The sequence below is a fragment of the Acinetobacter sp. YH16044 genome, assembly GCF_013417145.1.
Lineage (GTDB): Bacteria > Pseudomonadota > Gammaproteobacteria > Pseudomonadales > Moraxellaceae > Acinetobacter > Acinetobacter amyesii.
The window spans coordinates 108,900-134,308 of the sequence record NZ_VPEK01000004.1 but is presented as its reverse complement, the minus strand read 5'-3'; the positions used below and the strand labels follow the sequence as shown (position 1 = coordinate 134,308).

Below are 25,409 nucleotides of genomic sequence, written 5' to 3'. Positions count from 1 at the left end.
TAAAATGTATTTATACTCAGTCTCATCCTAAAATAAAAATAAGCCATTCAGGAGCATCTCCATGCACGCTCACATCTCCGTCATTACACTGGCCGTGAAAGATTTACATGCTGCATTCGCGTTTTATCAGGAGGGTTTAGGTCTAAATAGCGCAGGGATTATTGGGACTGAGTTTGAACATGGCGCTGTGGCATTTTTTGATTTACAACACGGTTTAAAGCTCGTACTCTGGCCACAAGATAGCCTGAGTCATGACACCGGACTCAGCACTTCAGCGTTTTGTCCAACGCAAATGTCTCTTGGACATAACGTCAACAGTCCCGCAGCCGTCGATCAAATCATGCAACAAGCCCAACGCGCAGGTGCAAAAACTATTAAGCCCGCACAGCCCACGTTTTACGGTGGTTATGCAGGCTATTTTCAAGACTTAGATGGACATCTGTGGGAGATCGTCTACAACCCACATTTTAGTTCTTTATCTGCTTAATTCGACAACGCTGGTTCATCTACATCTCGCGTATGACGATCCACCACCACACTAATCATCATATCGCCCTGTACGTTCACCACAGTTCGCACCGTATCTAAGAGACGATCGATCGGCAGTAAAATCGCAATGGCTTCTGCAGGGAGTCCAACCGATTGTAAAACCATAATCATCGTCACCATTCCAGCGCTTGGAATACCCGGCGCGCCGAGTGAAGCAATCATGGCGGTTGCACAGACAATTAACTGCTGACCCAAGGTTAAATCTAAGCCCATCAAGTTGGCAATAAATAACGCAGCAGCAGCTTCATACAACGCTGTACCATCCATATTTAACTGTGTGCCCAATGGAATCACAAAACCTGCTGTTTGAGGACGTACGCCTAAATTTTCCTGCGCACATTTCATCGACAGTGGCATCGTTGCTGAACTTGAACTGGTTGCAAAAGCAGTGATTAAGGCAGCTCGTGTTCCTCTAAAAAATGTCAGTGGACTCATTTTCCCAAAGATCCAAAGCAGCAGAGGTAACACCACTGCCCCATGAAAAATCGTGGTCCCTGTGACTACGGCAGCAAACTCCGCGAGGCGACTCAACACCGAAATATCTTCGGTAGCAATCAATTTAGCCAATAATGCAAAAATACCAATCGGTGCAAGCTTCATCACCCAACCGATGATCATCATCATGATGTCAAAAAATTGCTGACTGAGCTTTCTCACACTTCGAAATTTTTCACCGCCTTTGACCAAGGCCACACCGAGAAATAGTGAAAACACCACGACTGCGAGTACATTGCCATCACTAAAGGCTTTAAACGGATTGATCAGTGTATTTTGAATAAAATTGGTAAAGAATGAACCTGCTGTGAGGGTGTCAGGACTCTGATGCTGTTGCATTGCATCTTGGAACATAACGATGTCCACGCCCTGCCCAACTTTAAAAATATGCGCACATGCTAGACCTAAGATCAGTGCCAAAGTCGTGGTGGTGACACAGCAAGCTAAGGTAATTTTCCACGTACGACTCAGCTGACCACCTGCCTGTAAATTCGATACACCCACCACGATCGAACTAAAGATCAGCGGAACCAAGATCATTTTCAGCAAACCAATAAAAATACTACTGGCAATCCCCAAGCCATACAGGCTGGCGGATAAAAACTGCGTCCCTGGAAACTGAATTAATAAAAACCCAAATGCCACACCCAATATTGCGGCAATTAAAATCTGCGTATTTAAGCTCATTGTGCCTTGCATTTATCATCCTTTATTCAGGCACTATGCCATGCGACCCACTGGGAATCGAGGAATTTTTTGTCACATATACTGCTACAATTCTGCAAAGCATGTATTCAAGCCAATTCAATTTGTACTGCACCCTAATTAGATAACTCGAATCCGTGAGTAGATTCATACCAAATATTGACGGCATAAAAAAACCGAATCAGGAGATTCGGTTTTTTCAGTATTCAGCTTTTACTATTAACACATATTGCTCAAAGCTTATTGGGTTTCAATTTCGCGTAAACGGATCAAGCCTTCTTGTGTCGTACTACAGACCAGCTCACCGTTTTGCCACATGCGACCGAAATTTAGACCACGTGAACTAGCGCTGACGGTGGCATCCATGTCATAAAGCATCCATTCATCTACACGGAATGGCTTATGGAAATACATGGCATGGTCAATACTGGCACACTGCAAACTTGGTGATAAATAACTTAAACCATGTGGACGTAGTGCAGTCGTCATCAGCGTAAAGTCTGAATAGAATGCTGCAATGGCCTGATGTAAAGAGATGTCATCAACATCGGCAGCAATCGTGTCATGGGTACGAATATAGTGTGCATACGATGGCGCAGCAGGCTGGGGTTGGTACGGGTTTTGTGGATCAATCGGGCGAATTTCCACATGACGGTCGCGCATAAAAGATGCACGGACGTTTTCAGGAACAAACTCCACCATCATTCGTTTTAGCTCAGCTTCAGATTTTAAATCATCAACGGCTGGATATTCTGGCTCTGCAACTTGGTAATTCAACCCTTCTTCTTGCTCTGCAAATGACACCATACACATAAAAATGGTTTTACCATGTTGAATCGCACGAACCTGACGACTCACAAAACTGCGTCCATCGCGAATACGATCCACTTCATAAATGATTGGTGCACTGATATCACCGCCAAATAAGAAATAGGCATGTAAAGAATGAGCAGGTCGATCTGTCGTATAAGATGCCGCACGTAGCGCCTGACCTAAAACCTGTCCGCCAAAGACACGTTTCCCGACCAAATTTCGGCTTTGCCCACGAAAAATATTTTCTTCTAATTTTTCAAGGCTGAGTAAATCAACCAACTCTTGTGTTAAGGCATTCATAACAAACCTATCTATCATTCGGGATTAAGCTAACGCAGGCAACATCAACAGATGTTTAAATATATTTTCCATTTTGCCATAAATCCAGACTAAAACCCTAAAGATTCGCTGACTGATCTGTCACCTTGCTGATGCAATATAACTGCTAAAAATACGTTTTTTAACGATAAAATCTTACAATATCTATGCAATTTGTCAGAAAATGACATACAGTTTTTAAGTACAATTACGCAGAATAGATTCCCCTCAGAATCTCTGTGGTTTGGTCATGAAAAGTAGGAGTTTGTATGTCCAAGAGCGGCTTTGGTCAGATGTATCGAAAGCTTTCGAGTAAACTGCTTGACCTTGTGGTAACACCGCATGTTTTAGGTGAAGTCCCTGTAGAACCTGTAGTGACTGAAACCGATACAGATACCGGCGTACAGACAACGAAAATTACCTGCTACGTTCTGCAAAATCATTCACGGAGTAATGCTTTAATTGTCGATGGTGAAACCCGTCGTTTAAAGCTACACCCTGCACTCGACCCAATGACAGTGGGTACACAAACAGAAAAAGCCTCTGTGGTGTTTTTACAACATCATGATGAAGACAACTTACTCAATCCACCGCCACATGCATTTCCACCTCGTTTATTGCGTTTAATTGAGGTTTTGGAAAAAAATCCTGATGCGGATGTTGAGCTCGTTCCTGTAACCGTGCTGTGGGGCCGTGAACCCGATAAAGAAGATTCTTGGTTTAAATTATTATTTACCGATACATGGTCTACACCAAGCAAAGTGAAGCAGCTGGTCAATATTGGTTTGCACGGTCGTCAATCGTACCTCGAATTCCATGAGCCACAGTCTTTGCGTCGTTTGGTTGAATATGCCAAAACTACACATCCAAACTTGTCACCTGCGACTTATATTGTTAGCACACTGAATGATTATTTAGATGCGCAGCGTGAAGTGGTTTTGGGTCCGGATTTATCCGACCGTCGTAATGTAATGCATGGCCTGATCAAATCTACGGATGTGCAAGATGCGATTCGTCGTGAAAGCATTCGCAGTAAAATCAGTATGGTTGAAGCTGAACGTCGTGCGATTGGTTATTTAAATGAAATCGTTTCTGACTATTCAGCCTCAACGGTTCGTTTTGCTGACTTAGCCCTGACTCGTCTGTGGACACAGCTTTATGATGGCGTCGAAGTGCATAACTTCAGTACCGTTCGTGAACTAGCCAAAGACTACGAGATCATTTACACCCCATGTCATCGTAGCCATATCGACTATTTATTATTGTCATATGTGATCTATAAGCGTGGCTTGATGGTGCCGTACATTGCTGCGGGCGATAACTTAAACATGCCATTTGTCGGGCAAATTTTACGTGGTGGCGGTGCGTTCTTTATTCGTCGTTCATTCCGTGGCAATGGTCTCTACACCACCGTATTTAAAGAATACCTCTATAGTATTTTGGCGCGTAATACACCACTTGAATACTTCATCGAAGGGGGGCGTTCACGTACTGGTCGTTTATTACCACCGAAGACCGGCATGCTCGCCATGACTGTCCATGGTCATTTACGCAATCCAGCCAAACCAATCGTGTTCTTACCGACCTATATTGGTTATGAGCGTTTAATGGAAGGTGCGACCTACGTTGGCGAAATGAATGGTAAGCCGAAAGAGGGCGAATCGATCATCGGGATTATGAAAACTCTGCGTAAGATCGAACGTATTTTCGGTAAAGTTCATTTGAACTTTGGTGAGCCAGTTTTCCTTGATGATATGCTGAAACAGCACAATGCAAGCAACATCAAAATCGAGAAGAATGACGATCCAATTCCGCCAGAAGTTTCGGATGCCATTAACAGTTCTGCACACGTGATTTTAGAAAATATTAACCGTGCAGCAGTGGTGAACCCAGTTTCATTGCTTTCACTGATTTTATTGGCAACATCTAAACATACTTTAGATGAAGAGATTTGCATTAAGCAGTTAGATACCTATCGCGATCTTTTAACTGCCTTACCTTACGATGAGCGCATGCAAGTGACACCGCTGTCAGGTAAAGAAATCATTGCTTATGGTTTAAAACTCAAGCTGATCAAACGTGTTAATCATGTCCTTGGCGATATTATTGCCATTGCTGATAATCAAGCGGTGCTGTTAACCTACTTCCGTAACAACATCCTGCACGCATTTATTTTGCCATCACTCATTGCCGCTTTGGTTGAACATAATGGTTCTATTCGCCGTGGTGATTTGATTAATGTCATTCGTACACTCTATCCATTCTTAAAAGCTGAGTTATTCCTCAAATGGAATAATGAAGAGCTTAAAGATCAGATCTGTGCGTATGCAGAAGTACTGATCAAAGCCAAGCTAATTTCTGAAGATGCAGAAGGCAACCTGATCTCCCCTGCGCCTAACTCAGAGCAGCACAATCAGTTAGTGGTCTTGGCTGCACCTGTGATGCAAAGTCTAGAGCGTTACTACATGACTTTGGCTTTAATCACACAACGTGGTTCAGGCAACATCTCAACCCGTCAGGTTGAAGAACTCAGCCACTTGGTTGGTCAACGTCTGTCTGTGTTGTATGAATTTAACTCGCCAGAGTTCTTTGATAAGGCCTTGTTCCAAAGCTTTATTAAAGTCTTAACCCAACAAGGTTATATCAGTACCAATGAAAACAACGCCATTGTGTTTGATGAAAATTTCCAAAATGTTGCGCAATATGCCAACCTCGTTTTGGATGATGTGACCCTGCAAATGTTGCAGCACATTACAACCTTTAGTGATGAAGAGTTAAAAGAAGCACTAGATAAAGTTGCTGCGGAACAAGCTAAAAAGCGCTTGAAACGTAAGAAAAAATAAACGGTTCTGATTTTTTTCACTATAAAAGCAAAAGAATTTGAGCAAAATTAGGGACAAGTTGTAAAAAGCTTGTCTCTATTTTTTGGACTATACAAAAGTATTTAATATTTTCTTTTTTAAAATTAAGGTATGTACATTCCAAAATTTTGGATTTCCATTGGCTAGCGGTTTATTGCCTTTAAATTCATCGATATAAATAATATCAAAGTCCGCATCAAACAATTGTTTAAGCTCTTCCTGTTCAAAACCTATAAATTTTTCAGAAAAATTATTTACCCAATCATCATCTTTCCCTAATAGTTGTATGAGTAAAATGCCTTGCTCACTTAAGGATTCCTGCATTTTCTTTAAAACACTTTCAAGCGAATCCGTAGAACAAAAAAATAAACTGAATAAAGCAATAATTAAACTAGCTTTAGGAAAGCTATAGTCTTCAAAGGCCTGATTAGAAAATAAAAAATTCTTATTGTCTTTAAATTTACTTAGACAGATATTTTTAGCTTCAACAGTTGGATCAAATGCATATACTTTAAAATTATGACGGAGTAGAAATGATGATTCATTTCCTGCACCACAACCACAATCAATCGAGATCTTTGGTAAATTTTCAAAATAACTCAAAGCTTTTTCCAGAATCGGTCTATGGGGTAGATTCTAAGTAAGTTCAGCAAATGATTTTGTCATTATTTAATTTTTATCCTTTGAGATCCATCCGAAAATTTGAACAATACATGTTGTAAAAGACCTATCTTATTCATTTATAGAATTTCTTTTAATACTCACAAAGCTGCTCTGAATTTTATACGTCACGCCAATTTTACATACACATCACAATCAATCGTGCGCTAACTTAAAACCACTCTCCATCATCCGCGTTGCATAAATCTTTTTACCTGTTTCTACTTCACTCTCTAAAACCAATTCGGGTAAATGCATAGCTCTTTGCAATTCCAAGATTCGCTCATGCAAAGGTTGAGGTTGGTTATTAGTACAAATATATGATTTTTCAGGATGTTCCACGTGAAGTAGATGACACAGAAATTTTGCCAAATCATCGATATGTATTCGATTTGACCAATGAATATTGGGATAGCGATGAGTCGTTTCTGCCAGTTTCTGCATTCGTGTTGTCGATGTGCCATAAATCCCAGAGGGACGTACGATCACGCATTCGTTAGGAAATGCTTGTGTGTAGCGATGCTCCATTTCCAGTAACAACATGCCCTGCTCATCGATCGGATGTGGCACAGTGTCATCATCAATCCGCTCCCCCGCATGTTCACCATAGACACGAGTGGAAGACACCACGATTAAACGTTGTATTGGATGATGTGCTAATGCTTGAACAATCGGCTGTACAGAATCGACATAAGTGTGTCGGTAAGCATCCACAGCATTGAGTTGAGCATGACGTGCAGGAGCCAAAAGAACATAGACTACATCAATCGGTTGAACCTGCGACAAATCCAGTTGGTGAACATCTTGGATTAAATGTTCTGCAAAATCATCCTCTTTCGCACTACGACTCACTGTGGTAATTTGGTGACCTTGCTGAAATAATTGTTTAGCAACACGTTGCGATGTTTTACCATAACCGATAAATAGAATATGCATCAAACGACCTATTCTCAGAACTGATCCATTTAGATCATATAAACCGAAGTTGAGGGGACATGGCTGCCGTCCATCAATTGCAAGGGGTTGGCAATGCCGCCGCTGCTTTACTTGAAAAACTAAATATTTTCACAACAGATGATCTTTTGTTTCATCTGCCACGCGACTATGAAGATCGTAGCACGATCATCCCCATGAACCAATTGACCGTGGGTCGCAGTTATTTACTGGAAGGTACAGTCAAAAATATCGACTTCCCACCCGGTAAGCGTAAATCGATGGCCGCCCTACTGGATGACGACTGTGGCAAAGTTACTTTACGTTTTTACCATATCTACAAAGGCATTACTGATCGGGTAAAACCGGGCAATCGTTTACGGATTTTTGGTGAAGTCCGTGTTGGTGCTCGTGGCTTAGAAATGTATCATCCTGAACTACAGGTGATTACTGAACACACGCCTTTACCACAAACCCAACTCACTGCGATTTACCCTGCAACCGAAGGCTTAACACAGCCTAAACTGCGTGAATACGTCAAACAAGCACTACAGTTATATAGTGATGACTTACCTGAATTACTACCAGAAAAATTCACCAATGGCTATGCCCTAAAACAAGCACTGGACTATATTCATCACCCCCCTGTCGATGCCAATATGTTGCAACTCAGCCAAGGTTCTCATCCTGCACAGCAACGTTTAATTTTCGAAGAATTGGTTGCCCATCAGGTCAGTTTGCTCAGCCGCCGTGCTTATATTCAACAAATCGAAGCACCGTCATTCTCTGCAAGTAAGAACTTCACCAAACAACTTTTAAGTACGCTGCCATTTGAAATGACCGGCGCACAAAAACGTGTGTCCAAAGAAATTGCGGTCGATCTGAAAAAAAACAAACCTATGCTGCGACTCGTACAAGGTGATGTAGGTGCAGGTAAAACCCTAGTCGCAGGCGTGGCTGCCTGTCATGCGCTCGAGGAAGGTTGGCAAGTGGCCATGATGGCGCCAACAGAAATTTTGGCCGAACAGCATTATCTAAATTTCAAAAAATGGTTTGAGCCTATGGGTCTAACCGTGTCTTGGCTTTCCGGCAAGCAAAAAGGTAAAGCTCGAGCTGCTGCAGAACAAAGTATTCAAGATGGTTCAGCCAATTTAGTGGTCGGCACACATGCTTTATTTCAAGACAATGTACAATTTGCCAAATTGGGTTTAGTGATTATTGATGAACAACACCGTTTTGGCGTCGATCAGCGTTTGGCGCTACGGAACAAAGGTCTCAATGGCATGACACCGCATCAACTGGTGATGACGGCAACCCCTATTCCTCGTACCTTGGCCATGTCGGCTTATGGCGATTTAGACACCTCCGTCATTGATGAACTGCCACCCGGTCGTACACCGATTCAAACAGTCACCATTCCACTTGACCGTCGTGAAGAAGTACTACAGCGGATTGCCAGCAATTGTGCTGAAGGTAAACAAGCCTATTGGGTCTGTACCTTAGTGGAACAATCCGAAACCTTAGATGCTCAGGCCGCTGAAGCGACTTTTAATGAAATTAAAGAACGCTTTCCAGACCTCAATATTGGCCTTGTTCACGGCAAAATGAAGGCCGATGAAAAGCAAGCAGTGATGCAGCAATTTAAAAATAATGAATTGCAATTACTGATTGCAACCACAGTGATTGAAGTCGGTGTTGACGTCCCAAATGCCTCGATCATGGTGATTGAAAATGCAGAACGCCTAGGGCTTTCACAACTACATCAGCTACGTGGTCGTGTAGGGCGTGGTGCCAAAGCCAGTTTCTGTGCCTTGCTGTATAAAAATCCCTTGTCGCAAAATGGGCAAGAGCGTTTACGCATTATGCGCGAGACCAATGACGGCTTTATTATTGCTGAAAAAGATTTGGAAATTCGCGGCCCCGGTGAGCTCCTCGGCACTAAACAAACGGGCGATATGGGCTTTCGTGTAGCAAAATTAGAGCGAGATGACCATTTACTCAATCAGGCACACTATGTGGCTCAACAAGTCCTAAATGATTATCCTGCACAGGCTCAAGCACTTTTAAAACGCTGGCTGCCGGAAGCTCCTCGTTATGCCTATGTATAATAATTATTGGGATGACAGATCGATCATCCTAAAAATACAGATTGGCTTTAACCAGTAAGCTTGTCGAACAGATTGCTGTAGTGTCGTGATTGCACTTCACAGCAATCTGTGCAAAATACTCAAAAAAGAATGATTAGAATAAAAACATGCTCCAATCCATCCAACATTTCATCCGAAAAGGAATGCAGAGCGTTTCCCCTTGCCTGCTCTGTGGTATCGATCGACAACAACATCATTCGCTTTGTACTGACTGCTGGGCACAATTGCCTTGGTTTAAACAAGCGGTTGATCGCCATGAACACAGCATCTCTTGTGCCTTTTACTATGATTTCCCTATAGATCGCATCATTCAAAGCTATAAGTATGAGCAACAATTGCAGTATCAAAATTTACTGGCACAGAGCCTTTTAAGCATGCGCTTAGCTAGAGTTCAAGCCATCGTGCCGATGCCTATTTCAGTAGAACGCCTCAAAGACCGTGGGTACAACCAAATGCTACTCGTTGCACAGATGATGGCAAAGCAATTGCGCATCCCTGTTTGGCAACCCGTGATTCGTCAAGCACAGCACGCTCAAAAAGGTTTAAGTCGGCTAGAACGACTAGAAAATATCGAACAGCAATTTATTATCGACCCAACCGAAAAACGCCGTTTCCGCAAAGTCCTCATCATCGATGATGTGGTGACCACGGGGAGTTCAATCCATGCATTAAGTACGCTGTTACATCAGCTACATTGCACGCAGGTATATGCCGCATGCATTGCTGCGGCACAGTCTTAGTTTCAAACATCAACCACTAATAAAGAAACTGAGCAAGCGAAGCGGTTTAGCTTTCAGCAAGAGATCGCGCCTGCTGCTTCACCCAAGGAATCACCACCTCACGTGTTAAAGGTGCAAGTTTTGTTTGTGTATCATCCAAGCTGACCCATTGCATCGCTGCAATTTCCGCATCAATTTTCGGTTCACCTTGCAACTGAACAAGATAGACATAACTCACCAGTAGATGATCTGCTTCGTTCGCAGCGGCCGTTTCAAAACGACCAATGAATTGCTCAATCTGCGCAGCGCAGCCTATTTCTTCCTGAATTTCACGCAGCATGGTGATTTCAGGGGCTTCATTGGGTTCTAACTTACCACCCACTTGCATAAAGAATGCCGTGTGTTTTTTACGAACCACTAAAAGTTCATGCTGTTCATTTAGAATAATTGCTGCGGCTACAGTAATAGTTTTCATCAATCTTGTTCCAAATCCGCGATAAAGGCTGTACGTTCAACCATGCCCCATTTCGGCTCTGGCGCAGTGAAATGTTGAAACTGCTCAACAATCGTTTCAATATTATCTTCTGCAATTAAGCCTTCGATAAAACGTGGATGGGTAAAGCCTTTTTCTGCGGTAGTTTTCAGAAAATTCAATAAATCGTCATAAAAACCATCTACATTGAGAAAGGCACATGGCTTTAAATGAATGCCCAATTGAGCCCACGTCCACTGCTCAAAAATTTCCTCTAAGGTGCCTGCTCCACCTGGAATCGCCACAAAACCATCCGAGAGTTCAGACATTTTAGTTTTCCGTTGTTGCATATTTTCTACTACATGCAATTCGGTTAAATCTGGATGCGCCAATTCTTTATCGACCAGGACTTTTGGAATCACCCCAATGACTTGCCCGCCTGCACGCAAAGCACTATCTGCCACAACCCCCATCAAACCTGAACGACCACCACCATAGACCAGTGTGATGCCTTGTGCCGCCAAATGACGACCGACATTTTCAGCCACCTGTAAATAGGCAGGATTGTTACCAAGGGCGGAACCACAGAAAATTGCGATAGATTTCATTTATAATCACCATCAGATCAGGAACGCTATGCTGGAAAAATCAACTTTAAACAGATTTTTTCATAAATTAAGCATTAGAACAGTGTTTTTCAGCAAATCCTTGTCTAAAATACACCCATTCATTTTTAACTTACTGCGTAAGGGGAAAAGACAACATGCTTGAAGCCTTTTACGCCACAGAGCGCGGTAGCCTGGAAGATGTCACCATCAATGGTGACTTCGATTTACATCAGGATTTAGTCTGGCTCGATCTCATTGCCCCGTCTCAGGAAGAGCAGCAATGGATTATGGATGCCTATGATCAGAATTTACCTACATTAAAATCATTAGAAGATATTTCGTCGAGTGCACGATTCTACCGTGATGACGACGGTATTTTGCACATCAGCACCTATTTTTTAACGAAAAATAAAAATTTTCAGGTCGATGGCGAACCCGAAGAAAATGCCAGCACCTTAGCTACCGTACAAACGGTTGCCTTTATTTTGCATAAAGAGCGCTTATTCACTTTACGGGGTGAAAAGCTGGTGGCTTTCCGTGCCTTTCGTGCCCGTGCGCGTCGTAATGACTATGAAATTGACTATAAAGATCCAACTTGGATTTTATTGGGCCTTTTAGAAGCCAAACTCGATGAGCTTGCGGATATCTTGGAAGATATCCACAAGGACTTAGAAAAGTATTCCACAGAAGTGCTAAATAACCGCCATCGTGAGATGATTTTAGACTTAGATGACATGATTACCCGACTTGCGCATTTAGAAGATATGCTCGGGAAAGCTCAACTGTGTTTGATCGACTTACGTCGTGTTCTCACCTTCCTGTCACGTCCTCGCGCCTTGGGCAGCCATATTTATGATGCCGACATCCGAGAACTCAGTGAAGACGTGCGCTCTCTTGTTGAGCATGATGCCTTTTTGTTCCAAAAGGTTCGATTCTTACTGGATACCACCTCTGGGTTCATTAACACCGAACAGAATGATACGATTCGTCGATTCTCGATTTTACCAAGTATGCTTGCGCCACCGATGTTAGTGGCTAGCGTCTATGGGATGAACACCGATGTACTGCCCTTCGCGCATGGTACAACAAGTTTTATCGTGGTCAGCTTAATCATCGTGGCATTCTTTATTGGTCCATTGATGTACTTTCGCTGGAAGAAATGGATTTAATCCGTTCCTATTGCGTAGACTTGCGAGAACTTCTTCTCTCACTGAAATAAAAAAAGCACCTTACGGTGCTTTTTTTATTTAGATCAATTGCAAGTCATGCTCAAGATGACAGGCTTGAATAATCTTCATCATTTTTTCAGGGACTGCTTTAAACTGCAAACCTTGCGCTTTTGGCGTTTGACGTAACCAACGGACCAAAACAGCTAAAGCCAAAGTACTGCCATGCTCAAGCTCAGCAAGATTGACCACTAAGGGAAAAGCTTGCTGTTGTTGAATCAATTTCAAGCCGTCTTGATAGTACAATTCGGCATTGTTGTAATCGATTTTGCCTGAAACCATCAATTCTTGTTGATGAAGTTTAATCACACATCACCTATCTTATTTTTTCTTGTCCAATGCTGCGTCAGCATCAGGTTTGAAGTTCGCAATTGCTTTATCAATGTTACCGCCATTACGTTTTACAGTTGCCGCAAACTGATTACGGAATTGTAAGCCTAGGTCGATACCCGAAACGTTGATATTACGGATTTTCCATTGTGAACCTTTATCCGCCAACTGGAAAGAGACTGGAATTTTTTCACCGTTGTTATGGAAATCAATCGTTACAACAGGGTTCTTACTGTTCGACACCTTATATGGACGCATGCTATACGTTTGGTTACTAAACTTGGCAAAAGCTGAACCATAGTTTTCGATCAGTGTTGCACGGAAGTTACGTTCAAACTGTGCACGTTGAGCCGCTGAGCTGTATTGATTCGTTGCATACGTACCCATCACGATACGTGTGAACGCTTGTGAATCGATGTACGGGTCTAAGTTTTGACGAACAATCGCTTTCACAGCCGCAGGGTTATTTTGTAGTTTTGCGTGGTCTGCTTTTAAACGTGTAATGAGGCCATCAGCCACTTTTTTTACAAATGCAGGTGGTGCTTCGCTTGGAGCAGCAAAAGCTGTACCTGCCATCATAGTTGATAAGATACTTGCTGTAAGCGTATGTTTTAACAATGTGTTCACTTAATTTCTCCTAAAAATTATTCAACAAATGCAGGTTCTTCTGCCGTTGTTGTGTCAGCAGCTTCTGTTTTTTGTTCAGTATCTGCTGTGCTGTCAGATTTGTTCCCTGCACCACCGGTCACAAATTTAGACACCAAATCTTCGATTTCCATCGTACCTTGGGTATTACCAATTTGGTCACCACGTTTTAAGAAGTTGACACCACCACCCGGTACAATTTTCAAATATTTCTCGCCCAATAAACCATTGGTTGCCACCATAATGTAAGCATCTTCATCGATATTGGTGATGGATTTCATGTTAGCAATCAGTTGTTGTTCCATTTCTTTTTGTTTCGCAGGTGTCGCTGCTTCATAGTCTGATGTGTAACGCAGTTCTTCGAGTGCATTCTTTTGCACTTCTTTTAATTGTTCTGCGTTGTAAGAGGTTAATGAGCCATCCATAATCAGATGTGCTGTCACTAAACGCGTCACAGGATCGAGTTTCAACGATTCCACCTGACCAACTTTGACACCACTTAAGGTGACTTTGGCACGGGGTTTAATCCCGTTTACATTTTCAAATGTCGCGGTCAATTCATAACTGTCTTCGATGTTATTGCCGACCAAACCACTCACACGCATCGCCAAGAAGAAAATAGCAATAGCAAAAAGAATGACAAAAAAACCAACGGCCAGTTCACTCGTACGTGATTTCATTAAATACCTCCGAACATGACCGCAGTCAACACGAAATCTGATCCTAAAACACACAACGAAGAATACACGACAGTACGTGTGGTCGACGTTGCAATACCTTCTGAAGTTGGGACACAGGCATAACCCTGATAGACCGCAATCCAAGTACAAATTAATGCAAAAACAAAACTTTTGATGATGGTGCCATTAAAGACGTCTTTAAAGAATTGCACACTGTTCTCGATGCCACTCCAATAAGAGCCTTCATCTGCACCCAGAAAATCAACACCCACCAATTTACCGCCCATGATGCCGACAGCAGCGAAAATCACCGACAACATTGGCAAGCTAAAAATACCGGCCCAAAGTCGTGGCGAGATCACACGTTTTAATGGATCGACCCCGATCATTTCCATACTCGACAACTGCTCAGTGGCTTTCATCAAACCAATTTCAGCCGTTAAAGCTGAACCTGCACGACCTGCAAAGAGTAAAGCCGCAACCACAGGTGCAAGTTCACGCAATAAAGTCAGCGCAACTGCGGTGCCGAGCATCGCTTCACTACCAAAGGTCGACAGAATGCTATACATCTGCAAACCCAGTACCGAGCCAATAAATAAGCCAGATACCACAATAATTAGTAATGAAAGCACACCAACACGGTACATCTGATAAATAAACAATTTCACGCCAAGTAAAGTCGGCATGGAAAAAAGAATCTGCAGCAACATAATGGTTGCTACGCCGATTCCTCGAACACGTTCAATGACGCGTCTACCTAATGCGGCAATAGCATTCATGAACGAACCTCATGATTTAAATAGGGCTGATGACTGAATTGATAATCGACTGGACCTTCTACCGAACCCGTCAAGAACTGCTTCACAAACGGCGAGGCATGTGCTTTTAACTGCTCAGGTGTTCCCTCGCCCTGCACTTTCCCTTCAGCCACCACATAGATGTAATCTGCAATTGATAATGTTTCAGCCACATCATGCGAAACAATAATCGTGGTTAAATCTAAAGCTTCACGTAGCGAACGAATCAAGCGAGTTAATACCCCCATCACAATCGGGTCCTGCCCTGCAAAGGGTTCGTCATACATGATCAGCTCAGGATCGAGTGCAATTGCACGGGCCAAAGCCACACGACGATTCATACCACCCGATAGTTCAGAGGGCATCATTTTTTCTGCACCACGTAAACCAACCGACTCTAATTTCAACGCAACAATTTCAGCGATCAAATGCTCTGGCAACTTGGTATGCGCACGAATGGGAAAGGCTACGTTTTCGTATACCGACATATCGGTAAATAATGCACCGCTCTGAAACAACATCCCCATACGCGCACGCGCAGCGAAAAGCTCCTGACGTGACATCTGTGCAATGTCCTGCCCATCAAGCAACACTTCTCCATTATCGGGAGTCAATTGACCACCGATTAAACGGAGTAAAGTCGTTTTACCTGTACCAGATGGACCCATAATTGCAGTGATCTGACCACGACGAATTTTTAAACTGACATTGTCATAAATGACGCGCTCTCCTCGCTTAAAACTCAGGTTTTTCACTTCGATCAGTGCCTGAGTCTGAGAAGACGTTTGATTATTCATAGCTGAGGATTTTCCTGCATTTTTTTCAGCATGCATACTATAAAGGATTGAAGTTTAAAATGTTACCATTGCATGAGCGCATATCCCTGCATTCCATCAGGTAAATTGTTTTTTATTATTAATGCGATTTTATAGAGGGTGTTTTCAACCCAAAAGAAGAATTTAGTTAAAATAATTGTATATATAGTAAACGATATTACACAATAAGAGTGTCAAACCGATATAAGGCATAAGTACCTCGATCATCACTGTACGCATATTTGCCAACGCGTTTCCGTTCATATTAATTATCATTAAACACATAAAGTTTGATCAAGTATACATTTTTCTGATTAAAAAGCTAATTTAAATCCATAAAAAAAACCGGTGTTTCCACCGGTTTTTTCGATATTTCTTTCGAAATTCAATTAGTCATTGAATTTACGACGTGGACGGTCTTCACCGAAAGTGCGTTCGCCACGTGGTTTATCATCACCGAAACGTTTTGGACGGTCATCGCCGAAACGTTTTGGACGATCTTCACCAAATGAACGTTGAGGACGGTCACCGTTGAATTCACGACGTGGACGATCTTCACCAAATGAACGTTTTGGACGATCGCCATAACCTTCACGAGCTGGTTTGTAATCTACACGGTTACCACGGTTGTCATCGTTAGAACGACGGTCAAAACCACCTTCACGACGTGGACGATCGCTGTTAAATTCGCGACGTGGACGATCTTCAAAACCGCTTTCACGACGTGGACGATCGTTGTTAAATTCGCGACGTGGACGATCTTCGAAACCGCCTTCACGACGTGGACGATCGTTGTTAAATTCGCGACGTGGACGATCTTCGAAACCGCCTTCACGACGTGGACGATCGTTGTTGTATTCGCGACGTGGACGATCTTCGCCACCGAATGAACGACGTTCGCCATCACGGTTGCCTTCACGACGTTTGAAGTTTGATTCACCTTCAAAACGACGACCGCCACCGAAACCACCACGACCACCGCGACCGCCATCACGACGACCACGACCGCCATCACGGCTACCGCGTGCAGGAGGTGGAGATGGCTCAAGACCTTCAATTTCAGATACATTTAAACGTGCATCTAAGAAGTCTTCTAAAGCACGGATTTTACCGCGTTCACGGTAAGTCGCTAAAGTAATCGCGTTACCAGTACGGCCTGCACGACCTGTACGACCGATACGGTGTACATAGTCTTCGTTCTTCATTGGAAGACCGAAGTTAATTACGTGTGAAATAGTTGGTACGTCTAGACCACGTGCAGCAACGTCAGTCGCAACTAAGATTTTTGCACGACCTTCACGAATGCTACGTAAACGACGGTTACGTACAGTTTGTGGCATTGCACCGTGAAGAGCGACAACTGAGTGACCTGCTTCTGCAAGTTCTTCAGCCAACATATCTGTATCTTCTTGGGTAGATGCGAATACAACTGCTTGATCTACAGACTCATCAGATAACCAGTGAGTCAAAAGTTTTTTCTTGTGTTCGAAACCGTCAGTCCAGTGAAGTGTCTGAGTAATGTCAGTATTCGTAGAATGACCAGTTTCAATCGCAATACGCTGTGGATCATTCATCATGCGTTCTGCAAGTGTAATGATACGCGGCGCAAATGTTGCAGAGAACATTAATGTTTGTTTACGGTTAGCAGCCAAGTCGCTGATCGCTTCTAGGTCTTCAGAGAAACCTAAGTCAAGCATACGGTCAGCTTCGTCAACGATTAACGCATCAACGTTGTCTAATTTAATTTGACGACGGTTCACCAAGTCAAGTAAACGACCTGGAGTCGCTACGACAACTTGTGCACCTTTAAGCTGTTGGATTTGTTTACCGAAAGGCATACCACCCATGATTGCAGCAATACGAACACCTTTCATGTGACGTACTAAAGCAATTGCGTCTTGGCTAACCTGTTGAGCCAATTCACGTGTAGGGCAAAGTACAAGAATAGACGGTGCAGTTACCGCTTTCATGCGCTCTTTAAAAGACATCAATGTGTCTTGACCAGCCAAAGCATTCACAGTTGGGAGTAAGAATGCAGCAGTTTTACCAGAACCAGTTTGGCTTGATACAAGAAGGTCTTTACCTTCTAATGCAGCTGGAATTGATTGTTCTTGCACTGGAGTCGGAGTAGTAAAACCTAGACCTTGTAATGCTAGTTGTAACGACTCATGTAAAGGAAAATCAGCAAAAGTTTTGCTCATAGAGTATTTCACCCCAAAAATGGGTGCTCCATTAAAAATATAAATTCAGATGGACATCGGCAAAAAGCGGCACAGCAAAAGACGCTGAAAATATAGAATCAGCGGCGATCCGAGAACGACGATGCGTATAACGCACACATGATTACAGCCGCAACCTGAAGGAATCGCTTAGCGATTGGGTGGGGCGCGAAATATCGTCCTCTCTTTGGACCGGAACGCGCATACACAATGATAGAAGAGAATGTTCAGGTAATGAACGAAATTTAGTGCGTGCGGGGATTATAGCAGAAAGTTTTTAAATGTCACCTGTTTTAGTCAACTTCAGAATATTTTTTGTAAGAAGCTTTAAATTATAGGTGTTTAACTATTATTTTTGACCGATTAGACAAAAATAAAGCCCTCATAAAGAGGGCTTTATTTCATTATTCTGTCAATAAACTCGAACTAAGCGTTCTATTATTTAGCAGCTTCACCCCAAGCTGGAACAACAGCTTGCATAAGTGGTTTAAGCATTTTCATAGAACATGCAAGTACTTGACCATTGTCCATTGAGTCGTTACCACCACGAGCATCAACCACAGTACCACCCGCTTCTTTCACAATAAGTTCGCCTGCAGCGATGTCCCAAGGTTTCAAACCAAGTTCGAAATAACCATCGAAACGACCTGCAGCAACATATGCTAGATCAAGAGCAGCAGAACCTGAACGACGGTATTGAGCACCGGCTTCAGTCACATTTAACAATGAGTTGAAATGGTTTTTCGCATAAGAAACCACTTCGCCATTACGAATTTTACGATACGCATGACCCACTGAAAGGAAAGTGTTTTCTAAGCTGTCTTTTACATTTACACGAATACGGCGTTGGTTCATCATCGCACCGCGACCACGGCTTGCAGAGAACAACTCATCTTTCACAGGGTCATAAATAACACCGTGTTGAGTTACACCTTTATGTTGAACTGCAATAGAGATACAGAAATGTGGAACACCATTGACAAAGTTTAATGTGCCATCAAGTGGGTCGATGATCCAACACCAATCAGCGTCGTGACCTTTGCCTTCTTGAAGACCAAACTCTTCGCCTAGGAAACTGTGATTTTTATAGCTTTTACGTAGGGTATCGATAGTCAATTGTTCCAAATAACGGTCTACACGCGTTACTGGACCATCAATTCCTTTTTCTTCGACTTGTAGATCGAGTTTATGACGATTTTGATGCGCTTTTAAAAGCTCTTGACCAACTAATTGAGCCGCACGCGCAGCCATAACCACCATAGGTTCCATTGAACACCCACTACAAATTTGAAGATACTGATAAAGAATAATGCATAAAAGCCCTTATATCTTATCAAATATAAGGGCTTTTAGGGAAAAAATGTTTCTAAAAATTAGAAAATCAACAAACCACAGTTTGCTTATGTTTTAGCCAGCTTTGTGTCACAGAAGCGCTAATGCCTTCAGCATCCAATCCAGCCTGATGCAACATTTGAGCATGTGTTGCTTGATGCATGAACTCGTCAGCTAAACCTAAATTCAGCACCGGCTTAACCACGCCTGCTTGGGCTAAATATTCATTCACTGCACTGCCCGCACCCGCCATCACTGCATGCTCTTCAACTGTCACAAACAGTTGCGTACTTGCTGCGATTTGATCGATCAACTGTGTATCTAATGGCTTCACGAAGCGCATATTAATCACACGTACAGCCACATCTAGCTTTGTCGCTAAAGCCTGTCCTGCCTCTAGTGCCGCTTGAACACGACTACCAAATGCCAGTATAGAAATGGTGTCCTCTTGCTGATCATTGAAGTTTGCAAGAATTTCACCACGGCCAATTTCAAGCTCGGTCATCTCTTGCTGAATCTCAACACCCAGTCCATTACCACGTGGGTAACGTACCGCCGCTGGGCCTTTATACAAATAAGCCGTATGCAACATTTGACGACATTCATTTTCGTCTTTCGGCGCCATGATCACCATGTTTGGCACGGTACGCATAAAGGCATAATCATATGCACCGGCATGCGTTGGGCCATCTTCACCAACCAAACCTGCACGGTCGATACCAAATGTCACATCAAGATTTTGCAAAGCAACGTCATGAATCAGCTGGTCATAACCACGTTGTAAGAAGGTTGAATAGATTGCAACAACCGGTTTTACCCCTTCACAGGCCATACCCGCAGCCAAAGTCACCGCATGTTGTTCTGCAATGGCAACATCAAAAAAACGCTCAGGGAACTGCTTGGCAAATTGCACCATGCCTGAACCTTCACACATCGCTGGGGTAATCGCCAATAAACGATCATCCTGTGCAGCTTCATCACATAACCACTGACCAAAAACATCTGAATATTTCGGTGCAGTTGCCACTGCAACGGGTGCATTCACTTTACTGATGGCATGGTATTTGATTTGATCTGCTTCGGCAGGTGCAAAGCCTTTACCTTTTTTGGTATAGACATGCACTAAACGTGGGCCTCTGCGTTTTTTTAAGGCTTCAAACACATGTGTCAATTGTTCAACATCGTGCCCATCAAAAGGACCAAAGTAGTCAAAGCCAATGGCTTTAAATAGGTTGTCTGCAGCATCGGTCGCAGCACAATGTAGGCGTGAGTTATACGCCCATTCAGGATGAGGTTGAATATAGGCTTCGCCATTTTCAGAAATATTCACCGATTGACCACTTTCCCAAATCGCAGCCAAATGCTTAGCAAAACCACCAGTACTGCATGAGATCGACATATCGTTGTCGTTCAATACCACCATGAGGTCAGCATTGTGTGCCACCGCATCGTTCATGGCTTCAAAAGCCATGCCCGCTGTCATCGCGCCATCACCCACGATTGCAACCACATGACAGGGATCTTGCTTGAAGCGACGTGCCAATGACATCCCAAGACCAGCAGAAATCGCTGTTGATGAATGGCCTACGCCAAAGGTGTCAAATTCAGATTCTTCACGGGCAGGAAACGCAGCCAAACCATCTTTGGCACGAATCGTCACTAATTGTTCACGACGACCGGTCAAGGCTTTATGCGGATAGGCTTGATGACCCACATCCCAAATCAGACGATCACGTGGCGTTTCAAAACAGTAATGTAATGCCACGGTTAATTCGATCACCCCAAGATTGGCACCAAAATGCCCACCACTTTGTCCGGCCGCATACAAAATAAATTGACGTAACTCATCCGCCACTTGCTCTAATTGGCTGCGCTCGAGTAAACGAAGTTGTTGAGGATGGTTAATCGTATCCAGCAACGGTGTTACAGGGCGTTGAGATGGTATTTCTTTATACAGCATAATGTGGCAAAGCCTTCTAAAGCCTGGCAAATTCCTAAGCTCGGTCTAAATGGGTAACTCGATCATATCGTCGAATTGTATCACCTTACAATCAGCCAAACTTGTAGCGATGTAATTTTTAGCAATGATCTCGTTGGGGAGATTTTGAATGAGTCAGATTATCCTGAATAATCTTCCTATTTATCAACTATTATCGTTCGCTTTATACAAAAAAGAAAATGTTCTGCATAAATTCGTCGTTGCAATTCTACCAATGTCCAAGCATTACGCTATACTTTAGCCAATTTATAATCGAATAAACGGGTTAAGCAGTGCCTATAGAATTTGTCGCAACGTCAAGATTACCGACCGCTTTTGGTGAATTCAATATTACGGTTTTTCAGGATCCTGAAACCGGTGAAGAACATGTCGCACTCTCTAAAGGACTAGAACAAGCTCCCACTGAACCTGTTTTAGTACGTATCCACTCCGAATGCCTGACTGGTGATGCCTTTGCTTCACTCAAATGTGACTGCGGCCCACAACTTCAAGCCACCCAAAAATTAATTAATGAAGCGGGTCAAGGGGTGATTTTATATTTACGCCAAGAAGGTCGCGGTATTGGTTTAACCAATAAAATCCGTGCCTATGCCCTACAAGACCAAGGTCATGACACAGTGGATGCCAATTTATTATTGGATCTTCCTGCCGATGCACGTCGTTATGATATGTGTCCTATCATGTTGAATCATCTCAATATTACGGCTGTGCGTCTCATTACCAATAACCCATTAAAAATTGAAGCGCTCCAAGCGCAAGGGGTGAATGTCGTTGATCGTGTTCCGCTGACTGTGGGTTTAAATCCCTTTAACGAACAATATTTAAAAACCAAACATGATCGTATGTCGCATATGTATCAAAAGGACGATTTTTAAAAATCCTTTAAATTCTCCATAAATTAATCCCTCCAAACCTCCCTTTACAAAAGGGAGGCTTCCCCCTCTTTATTAAAGAGGGGTTAGGGAAAATTCAAATCGTCATCGAAAAAATACGATTTTCAGGAACACGACGTTTTAATCTTAAATCAAAAGCCATGCAGATATTACGGACAAACGGCTTGCCTGCATCACGCACCTGAATGTGCTGATCAAAAATCTCGAGCAAGCCATCTTCTTGCATTTCAGCCAATTGCGCTAATACTTCATCAAGCTCAGGAAATTGCATTTCTGGACCTGCCCAAGAAGTTTGGAAGGTACACATCAAATTGAGAATATGTTTACGAATGATTAAGTCCTCATCTGTCAGCACATGCCCCCGATAGACTGGAATTTCATTCGCTTCTAAACGTGCATAATAGTCTTCAATTTTCTTTTCATTTTGTGCAAAGCTGTACCAACTATCACTGATCGAAGATAAGCCGAGACCAATCATTACTTGGGTTTTCGATGCGGTATAGCCCATAAAATTACGGTGCAAACTGCCCTGCTGAAAAGCTTGATACATCGGATCTTGGGTTAATGCAAAATGATCCATCCCTATTTCATGATAGCCATGCGCTAGTAACTTTTTTTTACCCTCTTCATAGCATTGACGCTTTAAATCATCTTTCGGGACATCGGCATCTTTAAACCCACGCTGACCATTGCCCTTAATCCACGGCACATGTGCATAGCTATAAAAGGCTAGACGATCTGGCATCAAACGATTGGTCTGTTCAATGGTATGCAACACGTCGTTTAAATCCTGAAATGGCAGACCAAAAACCAAGTCATGCGAAATAGAGGTATAGCCTATATCACGTGCCCACTGTGTTACTTGTTCAACATGTGAAAAGGGCTGGATACGGTGGATGGCTTTTTGCACCTTTTCATTATAATCCTGCACCCCATAACTCACGCGTCGAAACCCAACTTCGTACAAGGCTTGTAAATGCTCACGTGTGGTATTGTTCGGATGCCCTTCAAAACTAAATTCATATGCATCAGCAATATCTGCCTGCGCTAAAATCCCTTGAATCAACTGGGTAAGATGCTCAGGAGAAAAGAAGGTAGGTGTTCCCCCGCCCAAATGAATTTCTTTAATTATTGGTCGATCGACCAAGAGCTGACAATATAAGTTCCATTCTTTCAGTACAGCCTGAATATAAGGCAGCTCCATCTCATGTTTTTTCGTGACTTTTTTATGGCAGCCACAAAACGTACATAAGCTTTCACAAAATGGCAGATGGATGTACAGACTGATGCCTTCGCTGTGATTAGTCTCATCAAATGATCGCTTCAAGCCCTGTTTCCACTGTTGCAATGAAAACTCAGCTTCCTCCCAATACGGCACGGTTGGATAACTGGTATAGCGTGGACCCGGTACATTATATTTTTGAATTAAAGAACTCGCCTGCTGAGACATCGATGCACCATTTCAATCAATGAGATTCAATTTAAATCTACCTTATGATTATTGTGCTGAGCTTCAGAAGTGAATTCAACCTAGCAAATTTGTCGGAATAGCCCCAATTTCAGCCTGAGTGATTGCTGCTAACTCTGCATGATCTTTTTGTTTAATCGTTAGATTTCTGAAGTTCAAGCAAAGATCCGATGCTGAGTATCGGGAAAAATGCCTTAAGTTTTCACGTAATTTATGCTTTGATGACACTTATCTTTAAATTATTTTAATAAAGGTCACCATGCAGAATCCAACTTCAGCCGATATTCAACGTGTAGATGAATTCCTTCGCGATTTACAGGCACGGATTTGTGCCGCATTGGAACAGCAAGAACGTGCTGGTGGCGGAAGTGCCGAATTTGCGATCGATGACTGGGAACGCCCTGAAGGTGGTGGTGGTCGCTCACGTGTTCTTCAAAATGGGACGGTGATTGAAAAAGGTGGTGTGATGTTCTCGCACATCAACATTTCAAAATTACCTGCCTCAGCGACTGAACGCCATCCCGCTATTGCAGGTGCAAAAGCGCAAGCCATGGGCGTGTCATTGGTAATTCACCCGAAAAACCCCAACGTCCCAACCTCACATGCCAATGTGCGTTTATTTGTCGCGGAAAAAGAAGGACAAGATCCGATTTGGTGGTTTGGCGGTGGTTTTGACCTCACTCCATTTTATCCAAATGATGAAGATGTCTTGTCTTGGCATCAAACTGCCCATGATCTTTGTGCCCCATTTAGCGATACGCTCTATGATGAACATAAGAAATGGTGTGATGACTATTTCTATCTCAAACACCGTGATGAACAACGTGGTGTGGGTGGTTTATTCTTTGATGATCTCAACCAATGGGACTTTGAAACCTGTTTCAAATATATGCAGGCCGTCGGTAATGGTTATTTAGAGGCAATTTTACCGATCTTCCAAAGAAACCAAGACAAAGCCTATACCGAAGCACAACGAGACTTCCAACTTTACCGTCGTGGTCGTTACGTTGAATATAACCTAGTGTATGACCGTGGCACCTTATTTGGTTTACAAACTGGTGGGCGTATTGAATCCATTTTAGTAAGTATGCCACCTTTGGCGGGCTGGTCATATCGTCCTGAATGGGAAGAAAATTCTCCAGAGAAAAAGCTCACCGACTTTTATTTAAAACCGCAAGATTGGCTGAATACGCTGAAATAAAACGGATATACATGTATTCGCCCCTGTCCGTCAGGGGCTTTTTATTGCCTGATGAATAGAGTATTCATTTGTATGTAATATCTTGATGCATAAATAAATTTTTTAAGCATTTACTTTGTAATCAGATTGCTCAACAATGACACATCTTTTAAACAGCTTTACGCTATGTCATTGCACAATGTGTCAATAAACTCATGGCTGTAACTTTCTTGTACGGAGTACAACGCACATGACACATCAAACACTCAATAAAAAAGCAGTCAGTCTTACTGCCTTGGTGTTTTGGAGCTTTGCTGTTGTGCTGATCAGCGCTATCAGTACTAATATTTTTTCCGAAACCTCTTTGAATGACAATTTGGCTATTGGCTTCATGGTGGTTGCCTTGATTGGTTTAGTCATCAGTGCTGCCAGCATCTTGATTCAAAGCGTCTTAGATATTTGTAATCCTTAATTTCCCCCCTTTATTTCACGATTTTAAGACTGCCCGAACTTTAGCCATCATCAGATTTGGCGTATATTGTCTG

Annotated in this window: 23 protein-coding genes; 8 read left to right on the top strand and 15 right to left on the bottom strand. The window is 42.8% G+C overall.

Annotation, left to right across the window (positions count from 1 at the left end; all coding sequences use genetic code 11):
* The first annotated feature begins 61 nt into the window (after positions 1-61).
* Entirely contained in the window at positions 62-487 is a 426-nt protein-coding gene (locus tag FTV38_RS04510) for a VOC family protein (protein ID WP_180021606.1), read from the top strand.
* Here FTV38_RS04510 and FTV38_RS04505 read toward each other — a convergent pair.
* Together FTV38_RS04505 and FTV38_RS04500 are read right to left on the bottom strand one after the other, a co-directional pair.
* On the bottom strand, positions 484-1,743 hold the full coding sequence (locus FTV38_RS04505; RefSeq protein ID WP_180021604.1) for a dicarboxylate/amino acid:cation symporter: 1,260 nt from the start codon (positions 1,741-1,743) through the stop codon (positions 484-486). The two genes, FTV38_RS04510 and FTV38_RS04505, sit on opposite strands and share 4 nt — an antisense overlap.
* Before the next feature lie 246 nt (positions 1,744-1,989).
* Positions 1,990-2,862 (bottom strand): acyl-CoA thioesterase II, encoded by an 873-nt coding sequence (locus FTV38_RS04500; RefSeq protein ID WP_180021602.1) that lies wholly within the window; start codon positions 2,860-2,862, stop codon positions 1,990-1,992.
* Between the two features lie 287 nt (positions 2,863-3,149).
* On the opposite strand from FTV38_RS04500, the gene plsB reads away from it, so the two are divergent.
* Complete coding sequence (gene plsB / locus FTV38_RS04495; protein WP_180021599.1) at positions 3,150-5,723, top strand: glycerol-3-phosphate 1-O-acyltransferase PlsB; 2,574 nt, start codon at positions 3,150-3,152, stop codon at positions 5,721-5,723.
* Between the two features lie 87 nt (positions 5,724-5,810).
* Here the strand turns inward: plsB and FTV38_RS04490 are convergent, their stop codons facing one another.
* Together FTV38_RS04490 and FTV38_RS04485 are read right to left on the bottom strand one after the other, a co-directional pair.
* Positions 5,811-6,359, bottom strand: coding sequence for a methyltransferase domain-containing protein (locus tag FTV38_RS04490; protein ID WP_373685436.1), 549 nt, complete (start codon positions 6,357-6,359; stop codon positions 5,811-5,813).
* A 198-nt stretch (positions 6,360-6,557) separates the two neighbouring features.
* A complete protein-coding gene (locus FTV38_RS04485; RefSeq protein ID WP_180021597.1) occupies positions 6,558-7,337 on the bottom strand; it encodes an NAD-dependent epimerase/dehydratase family protein in 780 nt (259 codons plus the stop codon).
* A gap of 59 nt (positions 7,338-7,396) precedes the next feature.
* Between FTV38_RS04485 and recG the strand changes: the two genes are divergently transcribed.
* Positions 7,397-9,442, top strand: a complete 2,046-nt coding sequence (gene recG, locus FTV38_RS04480; RefSeq protein ID WP_180003443.1) for an ATP-dependent DNA helicase RecG — start codon at positions 7,397-7,399, stop codon at positions 9,440-9,442.
* Between the two features lie 146 nt (positions 9,443-9,588).
* Complete coding sequence (locus FTV38_RS04475; RefSeq protein ID WP_180021595.1) at positions 9,589-10,221, top strand: ComF family protein; 633 nt, start codon at positions 9,589-9,591, stop codon at positions 10,219-10,221.
* A 46-nt stretch (positions 10,222-10,267) separates the two neighbouring features.
* On the opposite strand, the gene FTV38_RS04470 is transcribed toward FTV38_RS04475, so the two are convergent.
* Both FTV38_RS04470 and FTV38_RS04465 read right to left on the bottom strand, forming a co-directional pair.
* Complete coding sequence (locus tag FTV38_RS04470) at positions 10,268-10,675, bottom strand: NUDIX domain-containing protein (protein ID WP_180021593.1); 408 nt, start codon at positions 10,673-10,675, stop codon at positions 10,268-10,270.
* Positions 10,675-11,280: a TIGR00730 family Rossman fold protein gene (locus FTV38_RS04465; protein WP_180021591.1), complete on the bottom strand. Its 606-nt coding sequence runs from the start codon at positions 11,278-11,280 to the stop codon at positions 10,675-10,677. Before FTV38_RS04465 ends, FTV38_RS04470 begins: the two co-directional genes overlap by 1 nt.
* A gap of 155 nt (positions 11,281-11,435) precedes the next feature.
* Between FTV38_RS04465 and FTV38_RS04460 the strand changes: the two genes are divergently transcribed.
* Positions 11,436-12,449, top strand: coding sequence for a CorA family divalent cation transporter (locus tag FTV38_RS04460; RefSeq protein WP_078189297.1), 1,014 nt, complete (start codon positions 11,436-11,438; stop codon positions 12,447-12,449).
* 78 nt (positions 12,450-12,527) lie between these two features.
* Here the strand turns inward: FTV38_RS04460 and FTV38_RS04455 are convergent, their stop codons facing one another.
* From FTV38_RS04455 to dxs, 8 genes are all read right to left on the bottom strand, one after another.
* Positions 12,528-12,788, bottom strand: coding sequence for a lipid asymmetry maintenance protein MlaB (locus tag FTV38_RS04455; protein WP_218945760.1), 261 nt, complete (start codon positions 12,786-12,788; stop codon positions 12,528-12,530).
* 39 nt (positions 12,789-12,827) lie between these two features.
* Positions 12,828-13,463 (bottom strand): ABC transporter substrate-binding protein, encoded by a 636-nt coding sequence (locus FTV38_RS04450; protein WP_180008463.1) that lies wholly within the window; start codon positions 13,461-13,463, stop codon positions 12,828-12,830.
* Between the two features lie 17 nt (positions 13,464-13,480).
* A complete protein-coding gene (locus FTV38_RS04445; RefSeq protein WP_168379104.1) occupies positions 13,481-14,161 on the bottom strand; it encodes an outer membrane lipid asymmetry maintenance protein MlaD in 681 nt (226 codons plus the stop codon).
* Positions 14,161-14,940, bottom strand: coding sequence for a lipid asymmetry maintenance ABC transporter permease subunit MlaE (mlaE, locus tag FTV38_RS04440; protein ID WP_078189301.1), 780 nt, complete (start codon positions 14,938-14,940; stop codon positions 14,161-14,163). The genes FTV38_RS04445 and mlaE overlap by 1 nt, the downstream gene beginning before the upstream one ends.
* The gene (locus FTV38_RS04435) at positions 14,937-15,755 is read right to left on the bottom strand and encodes an ABC transporter ATP-binding protein (RefSeq protein ID WP_218947263.1); all 819 of its coding nucleotides are present in this window, start codon (positions 15,753-15,755) and stop codon (positions 14,937-14,939) included. Before FTV38_RS04435 ends, mlaE begins: the two co-directional genes overlap by 4 nt.
* 407 nt (positions 15,756-16,162) lie before the next feature.
* Positions 16,163-17,974 carry a DEAD/DEAH box helicase gene (locus FTV38_RS04430; protein WP_180021587.1) on the bottom strand — a complete coding sequence of 604 codons (1,812 nt, stop codon included), beginning with the start codon at positions 17,972-17,974 and terminating at the stop codon, positions 16,163-16,165.
* 456 nt (positions 17,975-18,430) lie between these two features.
* A complete protein-coding gene (locus FTV38_RS04425) occupies positions 18,431-19,261 on the bottom strand; it encodes an inositol monophosphatase family protein (protein WP_078189303.1) in 831 nt (276 codons plus the stop codon).
* A 112-nt stretch (positions 19,262-19,373) separates the two neighbouring features.
* Positions 19,374-21,284, bottom strand: coding sequence for a 1-deoxy-D-xylulose-5-phosphate synthase (gene dxs / locus FTV38_RS04420; protein WP_180021585.1), 1,911 nt, complete (start codon positions 21,282-21,284; stop codon positions 19,374-19,376).
* A gap of 311 nt (positions 21,285-21,595) precedes the next feature.
* Between dxs and ribA the strand changes: the two genes are divergently transcribed.
* Positions 21,596-22,198, top strand: a complete 603-nt coding sequence (ribA, locus tag FTV38_RS04415) for a GTP cyclohydrolase II (RefSeq protein WP_180021583.1) — start codon at positions 21,596-21,598, stop codon at positions 22,196-22,198.
* A 94-nt stretch (positions 22,199-22,292) separates the two neighbouring features.
* On the opposite strand, the gene hemN is transcribed toward ribA, so the two are convergent.
* Positions 22,293-23,666: an oxygen-independent coproporphyrinogen III oxidase gene (gene hemN / locus FTV38_RS04410; protein ID WP_180021581.1), complete on the bottom strand. Its 1,374-nt coding sequence runs from the start codon at positions 23,664-23,666 to the stop codon at positions 22,293-22,295.
* Positions 23,667-23,943: 277 nt separating this feature from the next.
* On the opposite strand from hemN, the gene hemF reads away from it, so the two are divergent.
* Both hemF and FTV38_RS04400 read left to right on the top strand, forming a co-directional pair.
* On the top strand, positions 23,944-24,885 hold the full coding sequence (gene hemF, locus FTV38_RS04405) for an oxygen-dependent coproporphyrinogen oxidase (protein WP_180021580.1): 942 nt from the start codon (positions 23,944-23,946) through the stop codon (positions 24,883-24,885).
* Between the two features lie 229 nt (positions 24,886-25,114).
* On the top strand, positions 25,115-25,336 hold the full coding sequence (locus FTV38_RS04400) for a hypothetical protein (RefSeq protein ID WP_078189308.1): 222 nt from the start codon (positions 25,115-25,117) through the stop codon (positions 25,334-25,336).
* Positions 25,337-25,409 lie beyond the last annotated feature (73 nt).